This is a genomic window from Longivirga aurantiaca (assembly GCF_042660085.1).
GTDB classification, from domain to species: domain Bacteria; phylum Actinomycetota; class Actinomycetes; order S36-B12; family CAIYMF01; genus Longivirga; species Longivirga aurantiaca.
Map to the genome: position 1 here is coordinate 55,443 of NZ_JBHSTI010000008.1, position 22,897 is coordinate 78,339.

At 73.1% G+C, this 22,897-nt stretch carries 24 protein-coding genes; 15 read left to right on the top strand and 9 right to left on the bottom strand.

The genetic code is table 11. The features are described 5' to 3' along the window. Positions 1 to 101: 101 nt before the first annotated feature. The 3 genes from ACFQGU_RS04035 to ACFQGU_RS04045 are packed head-to-tail and all read right to left on the bottom strand — an operon-like array spanning position 102 to position 3,507. A complete protein-coding gene (locus ACFQGU_RS04035) occupies positions 102 to 959 on the bottom strand; it encodes a transglutaminase family protein (RefSeq protein WP_386764078.1) in 858 nt (285 codons plus the stop codon). Next, positions 959 to 1,867 (bottom strand): alpha-E domain-containing protein, encoded by a 909-nt coding sequence (locus ACFQGU_RS04040; protein WP_386764079.1) that lies wholly within the window; start codon positions 1,865 to 1,867, stop codon positions 959 to 961. Before ACFQGU_RS04040 ends, ACFQGU_RS04035 begins: the two co-directional genes overlap by 1 nt. After that, positions 1,861 to 3,507 carry a circularly permuted type 2 ATP-grasp protein gene (locus ACFQGU_RS04045; protein ID WP_386764080.1) on the bottom strand — a complete coding sequence of 549 codons (1,647 nt, stop codon included), beginning with the start codon at positions 3,505 to 3,507 and terminating at the stop codon, positions 1,861 to 1,863. The genes ACFQGU_RS04040 and ACFQGU_RS04045 overlap by 7 nt, the downstream gene beginning before the upstream one ends. A 207-nt stretch (positions 3,508 to 3,714) precedes the next feature. On the opposite strand from ACFQGU_RS04045, the gene ACFQGU_RS04050 reads away from it, so the two are divergent. Further along, complete coding sequence (locus ACFQGU_RS04050) at positions 3,715 to 5,667, top strand: alpha-amylase family protein (protein ID WP_386764081.1); 1,953 nt, start codon at positions 3,715 to 3,717, stop codon at positions 5,665 to 5,667. A 65-nt stretch (positions 5,668 to 5,732) separates the two neighbouring features. Here the strand turns inward: ACFQGU_RS04050 and ACFQGU_RS04055 are convergent, their stop codons facing one another. Beyond that, entirely contained in the window at positions 5,733 to 6,257 is a 525-nt protein-coding gene (locus tag ACFQGU_RS04055) for an inorganic diphosphatase (protein WP_386764082.1), read from the bottom strand. Positions 6,258 to 6,465: 208 nt separating this feature from the next. Between ACFQGU_RS04055 and dacB the strand changes: the two genes are divergently transcribed. The 11 genes from dacB (at position 6,466) to ACFQGU_RS04110 (ending at position 15,950) form a co-directional block, all read left to right on the top strand. Then, positions 6,466 to 7,863 (top strand): D-alanyl-D-alanine carboxypeptidase/D-alanyl-D-alanine endopeptidase, encoded by a 1,398-nt coding sequence (gene dacB / locus ACFQGU_RS04060; RefSeq protein WP_386764083.1) that lies wholly within the window; start codon positions 6,466 to 6,468, stop codon positions 7,861 to 7,863. 65 nt (positions 7,864 to 7,928) lie between these two features. After that, positions 7,929 to 8,972 (top strand): zinc-dependent metalloprotease, encoded by a 1,044-nt coding sequence (locus tag ACFQGU_RS04065; protein ID WP_386764084.1) that lies wholly within the window; start codon positions 7,929 to 7,931, stop codon positions 8,970 to 8,972. A gap of 11 nt (positions 8,973 to 8,983) precedes the next feature. Then, a complete protein-coding gene (tilS, locus tag ACFQGU_RS04070) occupies positions 8,984 to 9,979 on the top strand; it encodes a tRNA lysidine(34) synthetase TilS (protein ID WP_386764085.1) in 996 nt (331 codons plus the stop codon). After that, positions 9,979 to 10,530 carry a hypoxanthine phosphoribosyltransferase gene (hpt, locus tag ACFQGU_RS04075; RefSeq protein WP_386764086.1) on the top strand — a complete coding sequence of 184 codons (552 nt, stop codon included), beginning with the start codon at positions 9,979 to 9,981 and terminating at the stop codon, positions 10,528 to 10,530. Before tilS ends, hpt begins: the two co-directional genes overlap by 1 nt. A 238-nt stretch (positions 10,531 to 10,768) precedes the next feature. Beyond that, a complete protein-coding gene (gene ftsH / locus ACFQGU_RS04080) occupies positions 10,769 to 12,799 on the top strand; it encodes an ATP-dependent zinc metalloprotease FtsH (RefSeq protein ID WP_386764087.1) in 2,031 nt (676 codons plus the stop codon). Next, the gene (folE, locus tag ACFQGU_RS04085) at positions 12,796 to 13,401 is read left to right on the top strand and encodes a GTP cyclohydrolase I FolE (protein ID WP_386764088.1); all 606 of its coding nucleotides are present in this window, start codon (positions 12,796 to 12,798) and stop codon (positions 13,399 to 13,401) included. The genes ftsH and folE overlap by 4 nt, the downstream gene beginning before the upstream one ends. A 7-nt stretch (positions 13,402 to 13,408) precedes the next feature. Beyond that, positions 13,409 to 14,275 carry a dihydropteroate synthase gene (gene folP / locus ACFQGU_RS04090; protein ID WP_386764089.1) on the top strand — a complete coding sequence of 289 codons (867 nt, stop codon included), beginning with the start codon at positions 13,409 to 13,411 and terminating at the stop codon, positions 14,273 to 14,275. Between the two features lie 7 nt (positions 14,276 to 14,282). Continuing rightward, positions 14,283 to 14,660 (top strand): dihydroneopterin aldolase, encoded by a 378-nt coding sequence (gene folB / locus ACFQGU_RS04095; protein ID WP_386768142.1) that lies wholly within the window; start codon positions 14,283 to 14,285, stop codon positions 14,658 to 14,660. Beyond that, positions 14,657 to 15,169, top strand: coding sequence for a 2-amino-4-hydroxy-6-hydroxymethyldihydropteridine diphosphokinase (folK, locus tag ACFQGU_RS04100; RefSeq protein ID WP_386764090.1), 513 nt, complete (start codon positions 14,657 to 14,659; stop codon positions 15,167 to 15,169). Before folB ends, folK begins: the two co-directional genes overlap by 4 nt. Then, the gene (locus tag ACFQGU_RS04105; protein WP_386764091.1) at positions 15,166 to 15,636 is read left to right on the top strand and encodes a DUF3180 domain-containing protein; all 471 of its coding nucleotides are present in this window, start codon (positions 15,166 to 15,168) and stop codon (positions 15,634 to 15,636) included. Before folK ends, ACFQGU_RS04105 begins: the two co-directional genes overlap by 4 nt. Before the next feature lie 29 nt (positions 15,637 to 15,665). Further along, entirely contained in the window at positions 15,666 to 15,950 is a 285-nt protein-coding gene (locus tag ACFQGU_RS04110) for a hypothetical protein (RefSeq protein ID WP_386764092.1), read from the top strand. A gap of 60 nt (positions 15,951 to 16,010) precedes the next feature. Here the strand turns inward: ACFQGU_RS04110 and ACFQGU_RS04115 are convergent, their stop codons facing one another. Next, positions 16,011 to 17,387: a sensor histidine kinase gene (locus tag ACFQGU_RS04115; protein ID WP_386764093.1), complete on the bottom strand. Its 1,377-nt coding sequence runs from the start codon at positions 17,385 to 17,387 to the stop codon at positions 16,011 to 16,013. A 16-nt stretch (positions 17,388 to 17,403) separates the two neighbouring features. Further along, complete coding sequence (locus ACFQGU_RS04120) at positions 17,404 to 18,108, bottom strand: response regulator transcription factor (protein ID WP_386764094.1); 705 nt, start codon at positions 18,106 to 18,108, stop codon at positions 17,404 to 17,406. Positions 18,109 to 18,265: 157 nt separating this feature from the next. On the opposite strand from ACFQGU_RS04120, the gene ACFQGU_RS04125 reads away from it, so the two are divergent. The 3 genes from ACFQGU_RS04125 to ACFQGU_RS04135 all read left to right on the top strand — a co-directional run bounded on the left by ACFQGU_RS04125 (position 18,266) and on the right by ACFQGU_RS04135 (position 20,099). Next, on the top strand, positions 18,266 to 18,688 hold the full coding sequence (locus tag ACFQGU_RS04125) for a hypothetical protein (protein ID WP_386764095.1): 423 nt from the start codon (positions 18,266 to 18,268) through the stop codon (positions 18,686 to 18,688). Positions 18,689 to 18,891: 203 nt separating this feature from the next. Next, positions 18,892 to 19,629: a hypothetical protein gene (locus ACFQGU_RS04130; protein ID WP_386764096.1), complete on the top strand. Its 738-nt coding sequence runs from the start codon at positions 18,892 to 18,894 to the stop codon at positions 19,627 to 19,629. A 104-nt stretch (positions 19,630 to 19,733) separates the two neighbouring features. Next, a complete protein-coding gene (locus tag ACFQGU_RS04135) occupies positions 19,734 to 20,099 on the top strand; it encodes a Crp/Fnr family transcriptional regulator (RefSeq protein ID WP_386764097.1) in 366 nt (121 codons plus the stop codon). Between the two features lie 33 nt (positions 20,100 to 20,132). Here ACFQGU_RS04135 and ACFQGU_RS04140 read toward each other — a convergent pair whose 3' ends face one another. The 3 genes from ACFQGU_RS04140 to ACFQGU_RS04150 all read right to left on the bottom strand — a co-directional run bounded on the left by ACFQGU_RS04140 (position 20,133) and on the right by ACFQGU_RS04150 (position 22,849). Then, positions 20,133 to 20,789, bottom strand: a complete 657-nt coding sequence (locus tag ACFQGU_RS04140; RefSeq protein ID WP_386764098.1) for a hemerythrin domain-containing protein — start codon at positions 20,787 to 20,789, stop codon at positions 20,133 to 20,135. A 93-nt stretch (positions 20,790 to 20,882) separates the two neighbouring features. Then, entirely contained in the window at positions 20,883 to 21,308 is a 426-nt protein-coding gene (locus ACFQGU_RS04145; protein ID WP_386764099.1) for a hypothetical protein, read from the bottom strand. 365 nt (positions 21,309 to 21,673) lie between these two features. After that, on the bottom strand, positions 21,674 to 22,849 hold the full coding sequence (locus ACFQGU_RS04150) for an NADH-quinone oxidoreductase subunit D (protein WP_386764100.1): 1,176 nt from the start codon (positions 22,847 to 22,849) through the stop codon (positions 21,674 to 21,676). Positions 22,850 to 22,897 lie beyond the last annotated feature (48 nt).

Consider the following 22,897-nt stretch of genomic DNA (forward strand, 5'->3'; position numbering starts at 1 on the left):
CCGGGACCTCGACCGGTGCTGGGTCCGCCAGAACGGCCCGGTCGCATCGATTCGGTAGTGGTATCTCGCGCTCTGCCGCGAGATACCACTACCAAATCGGGTCAGACGGCGAGCTGGGTGATCTCGACGGTGACGCCGAGGCTCTCGCTCGCACCGCCGGCGTAGATGCCCTTCAGCGGCGGGACGTCGGCGTAGTCGCGACCGCGGGCCACGACGACGTGCGCCGACCCGACGGTGCGGTCGTTGGTGGGGTCGAACGCCTCCCAGCCGCCGTTCCACACCTCGACCCACGCGTGGCTCTCGCCGACGACGGTGCGCCCGGGGGTCTCCTCCTCGTCGTGGAGGTAGCCGCTCACATAGCGCGCGGGGATGCGCAGCGAGCGCAGGAGCGAGAGCAGGGTGTGCGAGTAGTCCTGGCAGACGCCGCCGCCGATCGCCCACGCCTGCGCGGCCGTCGTGCGGACGCCCGTCGCGGAGTCGTCGTACCGGATCCGCGCGCGGGTCGCGTCGACGGCGCCGTGGATCGCTTCCTTCGGGGTGGCCAGCGCGCGCAACGACTCGATGATCCCCGCCCGTTCGGGATCGGTGGCCGCGTCGTCGACGAGGTCCGTCGGCACGAGGAACTCGCCCCACCGGTCGAGGACTGCGGGGGCTGTGACCTCGTTCCATCCGACGCCGTCGAGCTCGGGCGCACCGCGCGGCACGTCGACGAGCGACGTCGCGACGATCTCGAGCATGTCGTGCTCCTCGTGCACGTCGAACGACTGCACGAGCGCGCCCCAGTAGTCGACGTACGCCTGCACCGAGGCGCGCGGCGACACCTGCAGCTGGTGCGAGAGCAGCATCTGCCCGTCGGCGTCGCGAGGCGTCATGCGGACCTCGTTGAACGAGGCCTGCACGGGGGCTGTGTAGCGGTAGCCCGTGCGGTGCGTGATGCGCAGGCGGCGTCCGGTCGACATCAGTAGCTCCACACGATCGTGCCGGCCTGGCGGAAGTACGAGTCGGCCGTGGCGAGGCCCGCGTTGACGGCCGACAGCTGGGTGTCGTGCGCGAGCTGGTCGAGCAGGCCCGGGTCCTCGTTCGTGCCGGCGAACTCGAGCCGCGAGCGCATGAGGCCCACCTCGCGCACGAGGTCGCCGTCGGCACCGCTGCCGTAGGTCTGCAGGCCGCGCACCGCCTCCTCGGCCTGCCGGGCGCTGTGGAGCATCGAGCGCGGGAAGGTCGGGTCGAGCACGAGGAAGCGTCGGACCATGTCGCCCGTGGGCGCCTCGCCCGTACGGAGGAACGGCGAGAGCCCTGCGGCTGCACGGAGGGTGGCGACCGGGCCGGTGTCGGGCCAGAGCTGCTCGTGCCGCACCTCGAGCAGTCGGCCGGTCATGTCGACCCGCTCGAGCGAGCGGCCCAGCATGAGGAACCCGTGGCCCTCGTCGCGCGACATCGTCCACTCGATGGCGCCGTTGACGACCATGAGGCGCTCGATCACGCGGTACATGGACGGCCCCGGGCTGGCCGCGGCCATCAGCCCGCGCGTCAGCGTGAGGTAGGCGCCGTTCAGCGACTCGAAGACGTCGCCCGACAGCGCGTCACGCACCGACCGGGCGTTCTCGCGCGCTGCCCCGACGGCGCCGATGACGGTCGACGGGTTGCTGACGTCGCCCAGCAGGGCGCGCACGAGCTCGGTCGGCGTGGTGACGTCGTCGTGGGGGAGCGTGAGCGCGTCGAGCACCACGGTCGCGGCGAGCTCGTCCGGCACCGACCGGTCCTCCACCGTCAGGTGGTAGTGCTCGGCGAGCAGACGGGCCGTGGCCTCGGCGCGCTCGAGGTAGCGGCCGATCCAGTAGAACGACTCGGCGAGGCGGCTCAGCACGGCTGGTCCCCCGTCTTCGCCGTGCCGGCGCCGGATCCGTCATCGCCCTCGGCAGCGGCGGCGGTGCGCGTCTGCTGCTGCTGACCCTCCTGCTGGCGCAGGCGGTCGTCGGCGACGACGGGGGCGTGGTGGCGCGCGACGGCGCTGCGGCGCACACGGGTGACCCGCGGGGGCGGCGTACGGCCGTCGGTGCCGACCTCGCGCCGCTCCTCCTCGAGCACCCAGGTGTCCTTCGACCCGCCGCCCTGCGACGAGTTCACGACGAGGCTGCCCTTGGGCAGCGCGACCCGGGTGAGTCCGCCGGGGAGCACATAGGTCTCGTCGCCGTCGTTGACCGCGAACGGGCGCAGGTCGACGTGGCGCGGCTCGACGGCGCCGTCCCCCACGACCGTCGGGCACGTGGAGAGGTTGACGATCGGCTGCGCGATCCACGACCGCGGATCGGCCAGGATCGTCTGCGCGGTCTCCGCGAGGACGGCCTCGCTCGCCTGGTTGCCGATGACGAGGCCGTAGCCGCCCGAGCCGTCGACGGGCTTGACCACCATGCGGTCGAGGCGCTCGAGCACGTGCTGGCGCTGGTCCGGGTCGCTCAGGTCGTAGGTCTCGACGTTCGGGAGGATCGCGGTCTCGCCGAGGTAGTAGTCGATCATCTTCGGCACGTGGGGGTAGATCGCCTTGTCGTCGGCGACGCCGTTGCCCACGGCGTTGGCGATGGCGACGTTGCCGGCGCGGGCTGCGTTGAGCAGGCCCGGGACGCCGAGCAGCGAGTCGGGCACGAAGTGGACCGGGTCGAGGAACTCGTCGTCGATGCGCCGGTAGATCACGTGCACCGGGCGCGGGCCGCGGACGGTGCGCATCCACAGCCGGTCGTCGCGGCAGAACAGGTCGCGACCCTCGACGAGCTCGGTGCCCATGCGCCGGGCGAGGAACGCGTGCTCGAAGTGGGCGGAGTTGTGAACGCCCGGCGTGAGGACGGCGACCGTCGGGTCGGCGACGTCGGACGGCGCAGCAGCGCGCAGCGCGTCGAGCAGGCGCTCGGGGTACTCGAAGACCGACCGCACCTGCTGGCCCGCGAACACCTCGGGCAGGACGTGCGCCAGGGTGCGCCGGTTCTCGAGCACGTACGAGACGCCGGACGGGCAGCGCAGGTTGTCCTCGAGGACACGGAACTCGCCGGCCTCGTCGCGGATGAGGTCGATGCCGGCGACGTGGATGCGGACGCCGTTGGGCGGCACGAGCCCGAAGGCCGCCCGGTGGTAGTGCTTGGAGCTCGTCACGAGGCGCCGCGAGATGACGCCGTCCTCGAGGATCTCGCCGGCGCCGTAGACGTCGGCGAGGAACATCTCCAGGGCCCGGATCCGCTGGCGGATGCCGAGCTCGACCCGCTCCCACTCCTCGGCCGCCACGACGCGGGGCACGAGGTCGAGGGGGAGCGGGCGCTCGCGGCCGGACAGGGAGAACGTGATGCCCTGGCGGTCGAGGTAGGCGTCGCGCAGCCGGGCGCGCTCGGCGAGCCCATCGGCTCCGAGCCCGGACAGGACCCCGGCGATCCCGGCCATGCCCGGCCGGGGGTCGCCCGCGGAATCGATCATCTCGTCGAAGGCGGAGAGGCTCTCCGACGGTGTCGTCCCGCTGCGCATGGGGCGAAGTGTGCCCCTCTCGTGTTACCGCGTGCATGCTCATCGGTGTCACCGGTGTTTCCCCGCTGCCCCGTCGGCCCGGGGAGGGCGGGGCCGCGGCGGACCGCCCGGTCCCCGCGCCGCTGCCCCTGACCTGCGGGGACGCCGCTGAGATCGATGCGCAGGGGGACTCCCGCAACCAGTGCCCCGCGGTCCACAATGGATCCCATGTCACCGGTTACACCCTCGGGAGCTCGGGCCGACGTGGCCGACCTCGTGGCCGCCGCCCTCGCCGCCCGGAAGGCGAGCACCTATCCCGGCGCGGCCGACCTCCTGGCCCGTGCCCGGCGGTGGGGGCCCGACCTGTCGGCCGGTGTCCACGCGGTGTTCGGCCCGCAGTCCGAGGGGCTCGTCCGCCGGCTCGCCGAGGTCGTCGTGGACGGCTGGCTCGCCCGGCCCGAGGCGCTGCGCGAGCGCGACGTGGACCGGCTGCTGCGCCCGGACTGGTTCCAGGGCCCGGATGCGCTCGGCTACGTCTGCTACGCCGACCGGTTCGCCGGCACCCTCGCCGGCGTCACGGAGCACGTCGACTACCTCCGTGAGCTGGGCACGACGTACCTGCACCTGATGCCGCTGCTGGCGCCGCGGGAGGGCGCCAACGACGGCGGGTACGCCGTGGCCGACTACCGATCGGTGCGCTCGGACCTCGGCACGATGGACGACCTCGAGAAGCTCGCGGCGGTGCTGCACGACAACGGCATCGCGCTCACGATCGACCTGGTCCTCAACCACGTCGCGGCCGAGCACGAGTGGGCGGCGGCAGCGCGGGCGGGCGATCCGAGGTACCGCGCGTACTTCCACGTGTTCGACGACCGCGCCGAGCCCGACCGCTTCGAGCGCACGCTGCCCGAGGTCTTCCCCGACTTCGCGCCGGGCAACTTCACGTGGGACGACGAGATCGACGGCTGGGTCTGGACGACGTTCAACTCGTACCAGTGGGACCTCAACTGGTCGAACCCGGACGTGGTCACCGAGTTCGCCGACCTCGTGCTGTTCCTCGCCAACAAGGGTGTCGACTGCCTGCGCCTCGACGCGATCGCGTTCCTCTGGAAGCGGCTCGGCACCAACTGCCAGAACCAGCCCGAGGTGCACGGCATCACGCGAGCGCTGCGCGCCGTGGCGCGGATCGCGGCGCCGTCGCTGGTGTTCAAGGCCGAGGCGATCGTGGCACCGGGCGACCTCGTGAAGTACCTCGGCGTCGGCGAGTACGCCGGCTCGGTGTCAGACCTGGCGTACCACAACAGCCTCATGGTGCAGATCTGGTCGGCGCTCGCCACCAACGACGCCCGCCTTCTCGTGCGGGCGCTCGACAGCTTCCCGCCCAAGCCGACCACGACCGCGTGGGCGACGTACCTCCGCTGCCACGACGACATCGGCTGGGCCATCGACGACGCCGACGCGGCGGCGATCGGTTGGAACGGCTACGACCACAGGCGGTTCCTGTCGCAGTGGTTCGTCGGCGCGTTCCCCGGGAGCCCGGCGCGCGGCGCGGAGTTCCAGGTGAACGAGGCGACGGGCGACAGCCGCATCTCCGGGAGCGCGGCGTCGCTCGCGGGCGTCGAGACGGCGCTCGCGTCCAACGATGCCGCCCGCCTCGAGATCGCGCTGCGCCGTCTGCGCTGCGCCTACGCCGTCGTGTACGGCTTCGGCGGGATCCCGCTGCTCTACATGGGCGACGAGCTTGCGCTGCTCAACGACCACTCGTACCTCGACGAGCCGGCGCATGCCGAGGACAACCGCTGGATGCATCGTCCGAAGATGCCGTGGGACAGGGTGTCTCGACGCACCGACCCGTATGCGCTCGAGGGCCGGATGCACGGCGTGATCAAGCACCTCGGCGAGGTGCGCCGGTCGCTTCCGTCGCTGCACGCCGCGGTCGAGTCCGAGACCGCGCTCACGTCCAACCCGTCGGTCCTCGCGGTGCAGCGCCGGCACGCCGCCGGCGACCTCGTGCAGCTCTACAACTTCTCCGGCGACTGGCAGCGCATCGACGACTCGGCGCTCGGCTCGATCCGGCACACCGACGTCGTCGACCATCTGACCGGCGGCACGCCGTTGCGCGAGGACGGCCAGGTCGTGCTCGAGCCGTACGCCGCCCTCTGGCTCACCACCCGCACCTGACCGGCGCCCCCGGTGTGCGCGATGCTGCGGGCCTTCATCGAAGTCCCCGCTCCAGGCGCAGGGCCTCAGACGTGGCCGGAGTCCTCGATCTCGGACTCGGCTGCGGCCTCGTGCTCGAGCTGGCGCGCGAACGAGGCATGGATCTCGGCCTCGGCGTCCGTGCGGCCGGCCCAGGTGGCGCCCTCGACGCTCTTGCCGGGCTCGAGGTCCTTGTAGACCTCGAAGAAGTGCTGGATCTCGAGGCGGTCGAACTCGGCCACGTGGTGGATGTCGCGCAGGTGCTCGAGGCGAGGGTCGCCCGAGGGCACGCAGAGCACCTTGTCGTCGCCGCCGGCCTCGTCGGTCATCCGGAACATCCCGATCGCGCGGCACTTGATGAGGCAGCCGGGGAAGGTCGGCTCCTGCAGCAGGACCATCGCGTCGAGCGGGTCGCCGTCCTGGCCGAGGGTGCCTTCGATGTAGCCGTAGTCGTGGGGGTAGCGCGTCGAGGTGAACAGCATCCGGTCGAGGCGGATGCGACCGGTGAGGTGGTCGACCTCGTACTTGTTGCGCGAGCCGGCGGGGATCTCGATCAGGACGTCGAACTCCACGGGGGCACTCCTGCGGTCGGTGTCACGAGCGGGAAGGTCGACACGGCCGGATGCCCGGACGCCGTCGTCCGTCGCCTAGTGTTCCGTACGCGGACCCCCATGCGTGACCACGCCCGCGACCTCGGGTGACCGGGATCACGGACGGCCGCCGCAGCACGGCGTCCCGCAGCGATGACGACGTCCCCCGAGCGACCCCGAAGGACCCCTCGTGAGCAGCGCCCGACGACCCGCCCTCGCGGCGGCGTGCGCGCTCGCCCTGGCTCTGCCCGTGCTCGTCGGCGGCTCGGCCGCAGGCGCCCCGACGGCCGTCCCGGCACCGCCGGCGGCGCCCGCCGTCGTGCTCCCGGTGGCTGACGGCGCGCCCTCGCCGGCACCCACGACCTCCGACAAGGCCATGGTCGCCGCGGTCGCCAAGGCCCTGCGCGCGGCGCCGCTCGGCTCGGACACCACCGCCATCGTGCTCGACGTCGCCAGCGGCGACGTCATCGTCGGCGACGACGAGACGCGCGCCCAGGTGCCTGCCAGCACGGCGAAGACGCTGACCGCGGTCACCGCCCTGAGCGCGCTCGGGCCGTCGACCCGGTTGCGCACCGCGGTCGTGACCGGCGCGACCGCGGGGGAGATCGTCCTCGTCGGTGGCGGCGACGCCACGCTCACGCGGACGCCCGCCAAGCCCGGCCAGCTGCCGGCCGGCCAGGCGGCCCGACCCGCGTCGCTGTCCGATCTCGCCCGAGCCACTGCCAAGGCGCTCAAGGCGTCCGGGATCACCGCCGTGAGCGTCCGCATCGACGACTCGGCCTTCCGCGGCCCGCGCACCGCCGCCGGGTGGCCGGACTCCTACGTGAGCACCGGAGTCGTGTCGCCCGTCTCGGCGCTGTCGGCCGACAGCGGCAGGGTCTCGGCCGACTCGCGCGTGCGCGACACCGACCCGGCGCTGGCGGCGGGCCGGTACTTCGCCGACCGGCTCGCGACGTCCGGCATCGCGGTGTCGCCCGCCGTGACCCGCACGGTCGCGGCCGCCGGTGCGACGCCCATCGCCTCGGTCCTCAGCCCGACCGTGGCCGACCTCGTCGAGCGCATGCTGACCGACTCCGACAACGACCTCGCCGAGGCGCTGGCGCACCTGGCCGGCGGGAAGCTCGTGGGCGACCCCAGCTTCGCCGGCGGCGCCACGGCCACGCTGCAGGTGGTGGAGGCCCTCGGCGTCCCGACCACCGGCCTCGCCCTCTCGGACGGCAGCGGCCTCTCGCGCCGCGACGCCGTGAGCGCCCGCACGCTCGCCGGGGTCCTCGCGGCCGCCGCGCGCGACGAGCCGCCGGTGGGCACGACCGCGGGGATCCTCTGGCCGACCTCGACCGGGCTCCCGATCGCCGGCGTCACCGGCACCCTCGCGGAGCGGTTCGACACCCCCGGCACCGATCCGGGCCGCGGGGTGGTCCGTGCCAAGACCGGCACGCTCAGCGGCGTCGTCACCCTCGCGGGCATGACCCGGGACAGCGAGGGCCGGCTGCGCGTCTTCGCGTTCCTCGCCGACGCCTCGCCCGGGCCTCTGCTCGATGCCCAGGCCGCGCTCGACCGCGCCGCCGCGGCCGTCGCGGCCGGCTGACCCGCCGTCCGCCCAGGCAAGCCTCGGCGGAGGCACGTGGCGGACCCTCGCGTAGGGTCACGCGGGTGGAGGTCGTCGACTGGGGCCTGGCCCGTTCCACCGCGCGCAGCTTCGCTCCGCGGGGTCCCGGCGGCACGCCCGAGGACGCTCGCTCCGCCGTCGCCGAGCTCCGCGCCCTCGCCCGGTACGCCGTCGATCCCGTCCGCGAGCGCACCGGCCTCGACGCCGGGCACGCCCCCGGGGCGATCGTGGTCGACCGCGGCGCGTGGGTGGACAGCAACGTCGACGGCTTCCGCGTCGTCCTCGCGCCGCTCCTCGAGCGGATGGCCACCGAGCAGCCCGGGGTCGTCACCACGGTCGGGTCGCGCCTGACCGCCGTCGAGCTCGGCGGGGTGCTCGCCTATCTGTCCGGCAAGGTGCTCGGCCAGTACGAGGCGTTCACGACGTCGTCCACCGGTCGCCTGCTGCTGGTGGCGCCCAACATCGTCGCGGCCGAGCGGCACCTCGACGTCGACACCCGCGACTTCCGCCTGTGGATCTGCCTGCACGAGGAGACGCACCGCGTGCAGTTCAGCGCCGTGCCGTGGCTGTCGCAGCACCTCGTGGGGGAGATCCACGACTACCTCGCGCTGTCGGAGATCGGCGTCGGCGACTCGCTCAAGCGCCTCATGCAGGGCCTCGGCTCGATCGTGGCGGCCGTGCGCGGCGACGCCGGCGCCTCGCTCGTGGACGCCGTGCAGAGCGAGGACCAGCGCGAGGTGTTCGACCGGATCACCGCCCTCATGAGCCTGCTCGAGGGCCACGCCGACCATGTGATGGACGAGGTCGGCCCCGAGATCGTGCCGTCGGTCGCGCAGATCCGGGAGCGGTTCGAGAAGCGCCGCGGCGAGCCCGGGGCCGTCGACGGCCTGGCGCGCCGGCTGCTCGGGCTCGACGCCAAGATGCGTCAGTACACGGAGGGGCGCTCGTTCGTGTCGCACGTCGTCGACGCCGTCGGCCGCGACGGCTTCAACCGGGTGTGGACCTCGCCCGAGACCCTCCCCACCCGCGACGAGGTGCTCGACCCTGCCGCGTGGTGCACCCGCGTCGTCCCCGACCTGCTGGCCTGACGGTCGCGCCCGTGCCCGCCGACACCGGCCCCCGGGGCTCCGCCGTACGCCGGGCCGTGCGGGACGAGCTGTCGGACCTCGCGCCCGACGCCCTCGTCCTCGTCGCGTGCTCCGGCGGTGCCGACTCGCTCTCGCTCGCCCACGCGACGCGCGCCGTGCGCGACCGCGCGGGCGCCGTCGTGATCGACCACGGGCTGCAGACGGGCTCGGCCGAGGTGGCCGCCCGGACGGCCGCGTGGCTGCGCGACGCCGGCCTCGACCCGGTGGAGGTCGTGCAGGTGACGGTGGTCGAGGCGGGCGACGGCCCGGAGGCTGCGGCGCGCGACGCGCGCTACCGCGCCCTGTTCTGCGCGGCGCGAGATGCCGGTGCCGAGGTGGTGCTGCTCGGCCACACGCTCGACGACCAGGCCGAGTCGGTGCTGCTCGGTCTGGCTCGCGGCTCGGGCACCCGCAGCCTGGCGGGCATGCCGCGCTCGCGCGGGCCGTTCCGCCGTCCGCTTCTGCACCTGCGGCGGTCCGTCGTACGGGCCGAGGTGCCCGAGGGCGCCCCCGTCGTCGACGACCCCCACAACGACGACGACCGGTTCGCGCGGGTCCGGGTGCGGCACCGCGTGCTGCCGGTGCTCGAGGCCGAGCTCGGGCCGGGGATCGCTGAGGCGCTCGCGCGCACGGCCGATCTCGCCCGCGCCGACGCCGACGCCCTGGCCGAGCTCGCCGACGAGGTGGCGTGGGACGTCATCCACGGGGCGCGCGACGAGGGCACCCTCGACGTCGTCGACCTCGAGCCGCTGTCGGACGCCGTCCGTTCCCGCGTCGTGCGCCAGTGGCTGCTCGACGGAGGCTGCCCGGCGGGGCGGCTCGGTGCCGACCACGTGCAGCGCGTGTGCCGCCTCGTGACCCACTGGACCGGGCAGGGGGCGGTCGCCCTGCCGGGCGGTGTCGAGGCGGTCCGGGACTATGGCAGGCTCGCCCTGCGCCAGACACCACTGCCTCGCAAGGAGACCTGATGGACGCGTCGGACCTCGGTAACGATCTCACGCAGGTCCTCCTCGACGAGGCGGCGATCGACACCAAGGTGCGCGAGCTCGCGGCGCAGATCGACGCCGACTACGCCGGCAAGGACCTCCTCCTCGTGGGCGTGCTCAAGGGCGCGCTCATGGTGATGGCCGACCTGTCCCGGGCGATGTCCGGCCCGGTCGAGATGGACTGGATGGCGGTGTCGTCGTACGGCGCGGGCACGAAGTCCTCCGGCGTCGTACGGATCATGAAGGACCTCGACCGCGACATCACCGGCCGGCACGTTCTCGTGGTCGAGGACATCCTCGACTCCGGCCTCACGCTCTCCTGGCTGCTGCGCAACCTGCGCTCGCGCGGCCCGGCGTCGGTCGAGGTGTGCACGTTCCTGCGCAAGCCCGACGCCCTCAAGGTGCAGGTCGAGCCGCGCTACGTCGGCTACGACATCCCCAACGAGTTCGTCGTCGGCTACGGCCTCGACTACGCCGAGAAGTACCGCAACCTCCGCGTCGTCGGCACCCTCGCCCCCCACGTCTACTCCTAGCCCTCCTGCCCGCACGTTCCGCCCGGGGTGAACGGGGGAACAGGGCGGGCGCGGCGTGCGTCAGTGCTGGTGACGGCCTCGGACGGGGCACGTGGGACGGCGGTCGCAGCTGCTCCGGTGTACCGTCGAGTGTCCTCACAGGCGTGCTCGGAGCCCCGGGCCTGCCGCGTGGCGAACCGTCGACCCGCCAGCCCAGCCAGCACAGTCAGGAGGGACGGGGCCTCACAGCCCCCAGCCCATGGACATCAGGCGCTTCTTCCGTGGCCCGATCGTGTGGATCGGCGTCGCCGTCCTCCTCGTCATCCTGGCCACCAGCCTGTTCTCGAACGCCACCGCGCCCAAGGACGTCAACACCTCGGACGTCGTCACGGCGATCGAAGAGGGCAAGGTCACCAAGGGCCTGATCGTCGACCGCGAGCAGCGCGTCGAGATCACGTACGCCGACGGCACGACCGTGCGCTCGGAGTACGTCGACGGCCAGGGCGTGCGGCTCCAGGAGCTCATGCAGGCGCAGGTCAAGGCCGGCACCATGACCGACGGCTACAAGGTCGACGTGCCGAAGGACAGCATCCTGGTGTCGCTGCTGTTCACCCTCCTGCCGATCGCGATCATCGTCTTCCTGTTCTTCTTCCTCATGTCGAACATGCAGGGCGGCGGCAACCGCATCATGAACTTCGGCAAGTCCAAGGCGAAGATCGTCTCCAAGGACATGCCCAAGACGACCTTCGCCGACGTCGCCGGCGCGGACGAGGCGGTCGAGGAGCTCCAGGAGATCAAGGAGTTCCTCCAGGAGCCCGCGAAGTTCCAGGCCGTCGGCGCCAAGATCCCCAAGGGCGTGCTGCTCTACGGCCAGCCCGGTACCGGCAAGACGCTGCTCGCGCGCGCCGTCGCCGGTGAGGCCGGCGTCCCCTTCTTCTCCATCTCCGGCTCGGACTTCGTCGAGATGTTCGTCGGCGTCGGCGCCAGCCGCGTGCGCGACCTCTTCGAGCAGGCCAAGGCCAACGCGCCGGCCATCGTGTTCGTCGACGAGATCGACGCCGTCGGCCGCCACCGCGGCGCCGGCATGGGCGGCGGTCACGACGAGCGCGAGCAGACCCTCAACCAGCTGCTCGTCGAGATGGACGGCTTCGACGTCTCCGGCGGCGTCATCCTCATCGCCGCGACCAACCGCCCCGACATCCTCGACCCGGCGCTGCTGCGCCCGGGCCGCTTCGACCGCCAGATCGCGGTCTCCGCGCCCGACATGGGCGGTCGCGCGCACATCCTCGGAGTCCACGCCAAGGGCAAGCCGCTCGCGGCCGACGTCGACCTCGAGGCCGTGGCCCGTCGTACGCCGGGCTTCACGGGCGCCGATCTCGCGAACGTCCTCAACGAGGCCGCGCTGCTCACCGCGCGCAAGGGCGGCAAGCTCATCGACAACGAGATGCTCGACGAGGCGATCGACCGCGTGATCGCCGGTCCGCAGCGCCGCACACGTCTCATGAGCGACCACGAGAAGAAGATCACGGCGTACCACGAGGGCGGTCACGCCCTGGTCGCCGCGGCGCTCCCGCACACCGACCCGGTGCACAAGATCACGATCCTGCCGCGCGGCCGCGCCCTCGGTTACACGATGGTCCTGCCCGACACGGACAAGTACTCCACCACCCGGGCGGAGATGCTCGACCAGCTCGCCTACATGCTCGGCGGGCGCGCGGCCGAGGAGCTCGTCTTCCACGACCCGACCACAGGCGCCAGCAACGACATCGAGAAGGCCACCGCCGTGGCCCGCGCGATGGTCACGCAGTACGGCATGACCGAGCGCCTTGGCGCGATCCGGTACGGGCAGGAGCAGGGCGAGGTCTTCATGGGCCGCGACTTCGGCCACACCCGCGACTACTCCGAGGACGTCGCCGCCGCGATCGACCAGGAGGTGCGCGCGTTCATCGACGCCGCCCACCACGAGGCGTTCGAGATCCTCGTCGAGAACCGCGACGTGCTCGACGCGCTCGTGGTCGAGCTCCTCGAGAAGGAGACGCTCGACAAGGAGCAGGTCGCACGGATCTTCGAGCCGTTGCGCCGGCGTCCGGAGCGTCCGGCGTGGACCGGTTCGTCGCGACGTTCGCCGTCCGACCGCGGCCCGGTGTCGACCCCGGCCGAGATCGCCGCGGCCAACGGCTCGGCGATCGGGCATTCGAACGGCCACGCCGCCAACGGCCATGTGCCGAGCGAGACGGGCGAGGGCAGCGACGTCGAGGCATCGACGGGATCGACCGAGCCCGGCGCGTGAACGGCGTCAACCCGGTGCACGTGCCGGACGTCGTGGCCGGCGAGTTCGACCAGGCGCGGGCCGAGGCTGCCGTGCGCGAGCTGCTCAGCGCGATCGGCGAGGACCCCGAGCGCGACGGTCTCCTCGACACTCCGGCGCGGGTTGCACGCGCGTACGGCGAGATGTTCGCCGGGCTGCGCCAGACGCCCGACGAAGTGCTCTCGACCACGTTCGACCTCGGCCATGACGAGATGGTGCTGGTCAAGGACATCGAGCTCTATTCGACCTGCGAGCACCACCTCGTGCCGTTCCACGGCGTCGCCCACGTCGGCTACATCCCGGGCGAGGACGGCCGGATCACGGGCCTGTCCAAGCTCGCGCGGCTGGTCGACGTGTACGCCAAGCGCCCGCAGGTGCAGGAGCGGCTCACGACGCAGGTGGCCGACGCGCTCGTACGCATCCTCGAGCCGCGCGGCGTCATCGTCGTGATGGAGTGCGAGCACATGTGCATGTCGATGCGCGGCATCCGCAAGCCCGGCGCGAAGACCATCACCAGCGCGGTGCGCGGGCAGCTGCGCGACTCGGCCACCCGCGCCGAGGCGATGAGCCTCATCGTCGGCTGATCCGGCGATGACGCACCGGCCCCGGCATCCGGCGGGCCTGCCCCCGCGGCTCGCCTCGCTCGAGCGCTGCCTCGTGATGGGCGTCCTCAACGTCACCCCCGACTCCTTCTCCGACGGCGGGCTCTTCCTCGACGCCGCGCGAGCGATCGACCACGGCCTCGCGATGGCTGCCGCCGGAGCCGATCTCGTCGACGTCGGCGGCGAGTCGACGCGCCCGGGTGCCGAGCGCGTGGCACCCGAGGAGGAGATCGCGCGGGTCATCCCCGTGGTCTCGGCCCTGGCCGAGGCCGGTGTCGCCGTCAGCATCGACACGATGCGCGCGACCACCGCGCGCGCCGCGGTCGAGGCCGGGGCGTGCGTGGTCAACGACGTGAGCGGCGGCCTCGCCGACCCCGGCATGCTCATCGCCGTCGCCTCGCTCGACGTGCCGTACGTCGCGATGCACTGGCGCGGCCACAGCACGCACATGGACGACCTCGCGGTGTACGGCGACGTCGTGAGCGACGTGGTCGCCGAGCTCTCGGCGCGCGCCGCCGACGCCGTCGCCGCCGGGATCGCGCCCGAGCGGGTCGTGCTCGACCCGGGCCTCGGGTTCGCCAAGGAGGCCGACCACAACTGGGCGCTGCTGCGCGGGCTCGACCACCTGCTCGCGGTCGGACACCCCGTGCTCGTCGGCGCCTCGCGCAAGCGGTTCCTCGGCTCGCTCCTCGCGGCCGACGGCGAGCCGCGACCGCTCGCCGGCCGGGACGGCGCCACCGACGCGATCACCGCGCTGGCCGCGGCCGCCGGTGCGTGGTGCGTGCGGGTGCACGACGTACGCGGGAGCCGCGACGCCGTCGAGGTGGCGGCCGCCTGGCTGCGTGGGCGAGGGTGAGCACGTGATCCCCGAGCACCTCGACCGCATCGCCGTCCGCGGCTTGTCAGCCACCGGCCACCACGGCGTCTTCGACTTCGAGAAGCGCGAGGGCCAGACCTTCGTCGTCGACGTCGTGCTCGGCGTCGACACCCGCGAGGCCGCCGCCACCGACGACCTCGCGCGCACCGTCCACTACGCCGAGGTCGCCGCCGACGTGATCGCGCTCATCGAGGGCGAGCCCGTCGACCTCATCGAGACCCTGGCCCAGCAGGTCGCCGACGCGTGCCTCGCCCGCGACGGCGTCGAGGCGGTCGAGGTGACCGTGCACAAGCCCGAGGCGCCCGTCGGCGTGGCCTTCGGCGACGTCGCGGTGACGATCACGCGGCTCGCGGGGCACCCGTGACCCGCGTGGCCCTCGGGCTCGGCGCCAACCTCGGAGACCGGCTGGCTGCCCTTCAGGGCGCCGTCGACCTCATCGCCCCGTTGCTGGCCGACGCCGTGGTGTCGGCCGTCTACGAGACCGCGCCCGTCGGCGGTCCTGCCGACCAGCCCGACTACGCCAACGCCGTCCTCGCCGGCGACACCGACCTCGACCCGCACCGGCTCCTCCTCGCCGCCCACGACGCCGAGGAGGCCTGGCGCCGCACCCGCGAGGTGCGCTGGGGGCCACGCACCCTCGACGTCGACGTCCTCGCCGTCGGCGACCTCGAGCTGCACGACCCCGACCTCGTGCTCCCGCACCCGCGGGCGCACGAGCGCGGCTTCGTCCTCGTGCCGTGGGCCGAGATCGACCCCGGCTTCGTGATCGCCGGCCACGGCCTCGTGTCCGACCTCGCCGCGCGTGCGACCGAGCGCGACGGCGTCGACGCCGTGCGCCGGCGCACCGACGTACGTCTGGAGCTGCCCGCATGAGCGCCACCCGCCCCCGCACCCTGGTGGTGCTCGCGGCGCTGGGCGCGCTGGGCGGATGGGTCGCCACCGCCCTCGTCGACGCCGTCGCGGGTCGCTCGTTCCCGGTGCCGCTCACCGTGCCGGCGCTCATGCTGGTGCTCGCGCTCTCGGTGTTCCTGTGGGCCCGGGGCACGCGGGCCCGCCTGGAGAAGAGGCCCGGCACCAAGCCGCTGCCGCCGATGCTCGCGCTGCGCACCTCTGCCCTCGCCCTCGCCGTCTCCCGTGCTGGCGCCGTCGTCGGCGGCTTCTACCTCGGTGTGGCCGTGGCGCTGTCGCCGTCGTGGGACATCGCCTACGTGCGCGGGCTCGTCCTCGCGGCGATCGTCACGGTGGTCGGCTCGGCGCTGCTGGTCGCGGCGGGCCTGTGGCTCGAGAAGATCTGCCGGATCCCTCCCTCGGACGACGACGCGGCGGACCGGGCGGCGTAGCCCGGCGCCCATCGCCTAGGGTCAGGGCCATGAGCGAGGACATCGTGCTCGAGGACCTGCCCTACGACGAGCTGCGCGACCGTGCGTTCGAGATCGCCGAGCACAAGCTCGACCTGGGCTTCTTCGTCGACCTGTTCAACCACGCGCCCGCGATGCACGACGTGCAGGACGAGGGCGGCTCGGCCGGCGACATCGGCGGCTCGTTCGTCGAGACGATCCGTGCGGCCAAGCAGGTCTTCGGCGGCGAGTCCGTCGGCGACCTCGAGCCGCTCTTCCGCGCCCGCTTCGCGACCTACATCCGCGAGAACAGCTAGCCCCGACTCGGTAGTGGGATCTCGCACTCTGCTGCGAGATCCCACTACCGAATCGCTGTGTCAGACCGCGAACCTCGCGCAGGCGCGCAGGCCGCCTGCCGGGGACTCGTCGAGCCAGACGCTGCCGCCGCCCGCCTGGGCGAGCGATGCGACCACCGCGAGGCCGAGGCCGCTGCCGCCGCCGTCCTGACGTCCGCGCCAGAAGCGGTCGAACGCGCGCTCGCGGTCCTCGCGCGAGAGGCCCGGGCCCTCGTCGTCCACCGTGAGCGTGACGCCGTCGGGGCTGCTGCGGACCGTCACGACGATGCGGCTGCCGTCGGGGACGACGTCGAGCGCGTTGTCGAGGTAGTTGTCGACGATCTGCTCCACGGCGCTCGGCACCGCCTGGGCCACCGCCATGCCGGGGGAGTCGAGCACGATCGTCACGTCGCGCTCGGCGGCGAGCGGCATCCAGGACTCGACGCGGTCGCGGGCGACGGCGGAGACGTCGATCGGCACGGTGTCCTGCTCGCGGCCGTCGGCGCGAGCGAGCATGAGCAGGCCGTCGACGAGGCGGCCGAGGCGGTCGATCTCGTCGCGTGCGGCGTCCACCTGGTCGACGGCGGGGTCGTCCTCGTCCATCACCTCGGCCGCGCGGTCGAGGCGCAGGCGCAGGGTCGCGAGCGGTGTGCGCAGCTGGTGCGACGCGTCGCCGGCGAAGCCCTTCTGCGACTCCACGACGTGCTGCACGCGATCGGCCATGGTGTTGAAGGAGTCGGCGAGCTCGGCGATCTCGTCGCCGCCCGACACGTCTGCGCGCGCGGCCAGGTCGCCCTCGGCGATGTCCTCGGCGGCGTCGCGCAGGCGGCGGATGCGGCGGGTGACGGCCGAGGCCACGAGCGCCGCGATGATCGCGGCTGCGAGCAGCGTGATGGCCGCCGCGATGAAGAGCCCGCGCACGCGGCCGTTGACCACCTCGTCGATCGCGCTGACGGGATAGCTGAGGCGCACCGCGCCGAGGTTGGTCTGGGTGCTGGTGCGGACCGGCACCGCCACGAACAGCAGGGGTTCGCCGAGGGTCTGCGAGTCGCGCTGGCCGGACACCGCGCGGCCGTCGTCTATCGCGGCCTTGATCTCGGGCCGGTTGGCGTACGACTCGCCCACGCTGTCGTCGGACGCCGCGATGACGACGCCCTTCTGGTCGACGATCACGACGACGGCCCCGGTCTTCGTGGCGTACTCGTTCACCACGGCATCGAGCTGGGCCTGGGTGAGGGCTCCGGCCTCGGCCTCGAGCGACTCGACGGCGAGCCCGGCGATCGCGAAGGCGTCGCGCTGCAGCCCGGTGACGATGCGGTCGTACTCCACCGTGCGCAGGTACTGCGCGAGCGGGATGTTCTGCACCAGCAGGACGATCGCCGTGAATCCCACCAGCACGGCGATGAGGCGCCACCTCATGCGGCTGCCCTGACGGTCACGGGGAGCCGAGCCGGAACCCGACGCCGCGGACGGCCTCGACCCACGCGGGGTCTCCCAGCTTCTTGCGGATCGCGGCCACGTGCGCATCGACCGTCTTGGTCGCGCCGTACCAGTGGCCGTCCCACACGTGCTCGAGGATCTCGGTGCGCCGGCGCACGGCGCCCGGGTCCTCGGCGAGGTAGGCGAGGACGTCGAACTCCTTGGCGGTCAGCTGCACCTCCTCGCCGTCGATGTGCACCCGCTGCGCGCGGCGGTCGATGCTCAGCCGACCGAGCTCCTGCGCGCCGCCCCCTGCCGTCGCCGTCGGGGAGGCGGGTGCGGCCGTCGTGGCCGTCGAGGTCGAGCGTCGCATCACGGCGCGGATCCGGGCGGCGAGCTCGCGCATGCCGTAGGGCTTGGTGAGGTAGTCGTCGGCGCCGAGCTCGAGCGCGATCACACGGTCGGCCTCGTCTCCGCGCGCGGAGACGACGATGACCGGCACCTCGGAGGCCGCCCGGATGCGGCGGCACACCTCCTGGCCGTCGATGTCGGGCAGCCCGAGGTCGAGCAGGATCACGTCCGGCGAGGGGTCGGAGGAGGCCACGGAGTCGAGCGCGGCCTGGCCGGTCGCCACGTGGTCGACCGTGAACCCCTGGGCGGCGAGCCCGTCGACGGCGGAGGCCGCGAGGCCGGGGTCGTCCTCCACAAGCAGAATGCGCACGGGCACATCGTCGCAGGTCACGACGCCGCCACGTGCCTCCGGACACGGTGCGCGACGAAGTCGACCCGGATCTTGGACGTCCCTTGGACGAGCGGGGGAGCCCCGTGGGACGCACGTCGCCTACCGTGGAGAGGTGAGACGATCGAAGGAGGCTCCCGTGCGACGCATCACGACCGTGACGGCACTGTCCGTCGCCGGAGTGCTCCTCGCCGCGGGCACTGCCGCAGCCCTCAACGCCCAGGTGCTCGGCGGCCCGAGCCGCACCTCGGTCGGCACTGCGGACAGCCTGCTGCCGGATGACCCCTTCTCCTCGCCCACCCTCGGCGAGGCGGGCTCGCCGAGCCCGTCGGACGAGCCGAGCGAGAGCGCCGAGCCCACGAAGAAGCCGTCGCCGTCGGCCACCAAGGCCTCCCGGCCGGCCTCCCCCTCGACCGTGCCCAGCACCGGCGCCGGCTCCACCACTGAGCCCGGCGACGACAAGGGCGGCGACAACAGCGGCTCGGGCAGCTCGGGCGGCTCGGACGACGACAGCAGCGGCAAGGGCGGCTCGGACGACGACAGCACGGTCGACGACGACTGATCGTCCGGCTCCCGCCGTACCGCACCCTGCACTGACTCGAGTTACTGCCCAAGGTGGGGCTTCGGGCAGGCCCAACACCCCACTATGGGCAGTAACTCGCGCCTCTTCGCGGCACGGCTGCCGCCCGATCGAGCCCGGACCGAGACCGGCGGACCGACGCACGTTGCTGCGAACGGGTGACCGGTCGCCGTACTCTGGCCCCCATGGTGAGGCGCCCCGAGTCGAGGCACGCCCGCCCCTCCGGACGAGCGGCGGTGGCGGCGGCCTACGACCGCGTCCAGGGCGAGCTCACCGCCGTCCGGTCCCAGCACTGGACCGACCAGCTCGAGATGATCCGGCTCACCAGCCTCACCCGTGAGCTCACCACCCAGGTCGCGGCGCTCCAGCAGGAGCTCGGGACGGTGCGCGAGGAGCTGAACACCGCCCGCTCGACGCCGCCCGTGGTCGTCGAGGTGCCCGCCGGCGGATGGTCGAGCGTGGCCCCGCCCGAGGCCTGGGCCGTCTCCGCCCCGCCCGGATGGGCACCCGCGCGGCAGCCCGCGTGGGCGCCGCAGCCGTACGCCGCCCCGCCCGAAGCCTGGGTCCAGCAGGCGCCGGCCCCCGCACCCCAGCCGTCCCTGCGCGAGGACCTCCTGCTGCAGGAGATGGCCGAGCTGCGCCGGCTCGTCACGCACCAGCAGACGCTGCTCGCCGACCTGACCGTGCGCCTGCTCGACCTGCTCGCCCGGTTCATCCCGGTCGCCCCGCCGCAGCAGGCGCACGCCGCCCCCGCGCAGCCGCAGCCGCAGCCGTACCCCGCCCCGCAGGCCGCGGCACCGCAGGCGGCGCCTGCCGCGGCGTACGCACCGCCGGCCACCCTCTACCAGGCGCCGGAGGACCTCGTCATGGACGACGAGACCGCCTCCCGGCTGCGCGTGATCCGCGAAGCCTTCGGCCGCTGATCTACGCCCGAGTTCACCGATCGTTCACCGACGGCTGTGCCGGTGTGCCCCCCGCGACGCCGTGCGAGCGCCTAGCGTGGCCCTCGACCTGAGGGAGGCACGACATGACGACCGTCCACGGCGTGTTCGCGAGCGCCAAGGAGCACCGCTCGCTCGAGAGCGGCGACATCGTGTTCGCCGCCGGTGACACCGGTGCGGCGATGTTCGGTGTGGTGAGCGGCTCGGTGCAGCTGCGCGACGGCGACGACGTCGTCACCACGCTCGGCGCGGGCGACACCTTCGGCGAGCTCGCGATCATCTCCAAGGCACCGCGCAGCCTGACCGCGGTCGCCGCCGAGCCGACGACGATCGCGGTGATCGACGAGCGCACGTTCATCTTCCTGGTGCACGAGACGCCGACGTTCGCGCTGCAGGTCATGCGCTCGCTCGCGGCGCGCATCCGCTCCCTCGACGAGATCCGGCTGAGCTGACCGGCCGGCCGGCCTCGGTGCTGGCCTGACGGGTCAGGCGCGTACTCCAGCGATGTAGTCGTCGTACTGCTTCTGGCCGACGGCGTGGAACGCCTCGCGCGCAGGCGGTGGCATCGTGCCGAGCATCGCCTCGGCCACGGGTGCCGGGGCCTCCTCCAGGAGCATCCCGAAGATCACGAACGCGGTGTCGGGCGTGAGGTGCGAACGCGCGTGCGCGCCGATCGCGTCCCACTCGTCCACCGTGAGCACGCGCTCCGCGAGCGGGAGCACCTCGGACTCCTCCTCGGCGAGGTGGGCGATGAGCACGCGGTCGACCGCCGCGATAGCCGCTGCCGCCTCCTCCCGGGCCGCCGCGGTCGGGTCGGCCTGCCAGCGCGGCACGGCGGAGTCGGCGGTCTCGAGCGCGGTGCCGAGGTCGGCGTGCTCGCGCTGCATCCGGGCCACGAGCTCGGCGGCCTCGGGTGCGCGCTGGTGCAGCACGGGCCAGAGCGCGACGTCCTCGCCCTCGTGGTGGATGTGCAGCAGTCGAGCCATCAGTGCGTAGTGGCCGCCGACCACCGCTGAGCGGTCCGTGTCGTCGTCCGCGACGCCGCGCACGAGCGCCGGCAGCGCCCCGATCTCGCGCCGCAGCGCGGTGTGCACGACGAGCATGTCGCGGGTGTCGGGTCGTGCCTTGTCGAGCTGGGTCATGGTGTGCTCCGTATGGCCGCGCGCCCAATGAGACGCAGCGACGTTAGCGAGAGCGCCGGACCCGTGCGCGGGGATTCCCGATCTCGTGCAGGGTCAGGCGCGGACGCCGAGCGAGGCGTCGTGCGCCCGGGCGATGCCGGGCAGGTAGCGGTCCAGTGCCGCCTGTGCCTCGGACACGGGCGCGTTGACGTAGACGTTGATACCGCGCCCGTCGTCGGGGATCGTGATGGCCTCGATCTGCAGCGAGTCGGCCAAGGTCCAGGCCGTCTCGCGCGCGACGATGAGCTCCTCACGGGTGTGCGTCGCGTCCTCGAGCACGAGCGGGACGGCGTCGCCGATCAGCAGCCGGAGCTCGGAGTCGAACCCATGGTTGGGCACGCGGAAGACGGTGACGGTGCCCTGCTCCTCGTCGGCGCGTGCGCCGGAGAACCAGGCCCGCCCTGCGTGATGGCCGAACTGACGTGCGAGGTCTGCGACCATCGCGACGTCCCTGCCGGCGCCGAAGGGGTCCGCGCTCACAGGCCGATGATGCTCCGCGCGGCCCCGAAACGCACGGGTTGCCCATGGAATCCGCGCCTCGACATGGCCCTCCATCACGCAGCGTCGATCACAACCCCGGCCACGCTGACGATCAGTGACCACGCCCCCGCCATCACCCGAACCTCGCTTCCGGACCCCTGGGGTCGATCACGGCAGTTGAACTGCGCTCGTAGACCCGTACTCGTGATCTTGGACGCCGCCTCGCTGCGCGCGGCTGTCGCACGCCGACTGCACGTGCCGGCCCTCGGGGTCAGAACGTGGACTCGAACTGCGTTGATCCACCCCCAAGGGTCACCGGGTGCACCGGGTCACCGGGTGCAGTGGGGGCGGCGGGGGTACGGCGATCAGGCGTCGACGTCGCCGACGACGTACGGGCAGGTCGCGAGGATCGTCACGAGGTCTGCCACGCGGGCGCCGACGAGCAGCTCGCCGAGCACCGCGACGTTGCTGAACGACGCGCTGCGCAGCGCGAGCCGCCACGGCGTCTTCTCCGCGCGCGACACCAGCAGCCAGCCGCTCGTGCCGAGCGGGTTCTCGGTCCACACGTAGGTCATGCCCTCCGGCGCCCGCAGCACCTTGGGCAGCTTGAGGTTCACCGGTGCCGGGCCGATCGCGTCGAGCCGGTCGGCGCACGCGGCGACGACGTCCAGCGAGACGTACGTCTGCTCGAGCAGCACCTCGAGCCGTGCGAGCGCGTCGCCCTCGGACCGGGTCACGACGCGGAACACGCCCGCGTCGGCCAGCGAGGCGTACGCGAGGTAGGGGTCGTCGCGGCGCAGGTCGAGATCGACGCCGGCGGCGCGGGCCATCGGGCCGGACACTCCGTACGCCTGCACCTGCTCGGCCGTGAGCACCCCGACGCCGCGGGTCGCGGCCCGCAGCTCGTCCGACGCGAGGAACGCCGCGGTGTGCTCGAGACCGGCGCGCACGACCGGGAGGTGCTCACGCAGATGCGTGGTCCACGACGCGGGCACGTCCTCGCGCAGGCCGCCCACGCGGTTGAACATCAGGTGCATCCGGCCGCCGGTGGCCTCCTCGAGCACCCGCTGCACGGCCTCGCGCTCGACGGCGAGCGGGTACGCCGGACGCGCGACACCGGACGCCGCGGGGAACGAGCCGAGGAACGCGAGGTGCACGAGCACGCGGTTCAGCTCGGCGAGCAGGGTGCGCAGCCACACAGCCCGCTCGGGCACCTCCATGCCGAGCATCCGCTCGACCGCCAGCGCGATGCCGAGCTCGTTGCCGAACGCCGACAGCCAGTCGTGCCGGTTCGCGAGCACCATCGCCTGGCGGTAGTCGCGCACCTCGAACAGCTTCTCCGCGCCCCGGTGCAGGAAGCCGATGCGCGGCTCCGCCTCCACGATCCGGTCGCCCTCGACGACGACGCGCAGCTGGATCACGCCGTGGCTCGACGGGTGCGCCGCACCGAGGTCGAGGCCCTGGGTGGGCAGCCCGTCGCGCGCGGGCACCGGCAGGCCGGAGCCCACCGAGAGCACCACCTCGTGCCGGGCCGCAGTCATGGCCCGATCGTGTCAGACACGTTCGGGGCGCGGGGTTAGGGTCGGATC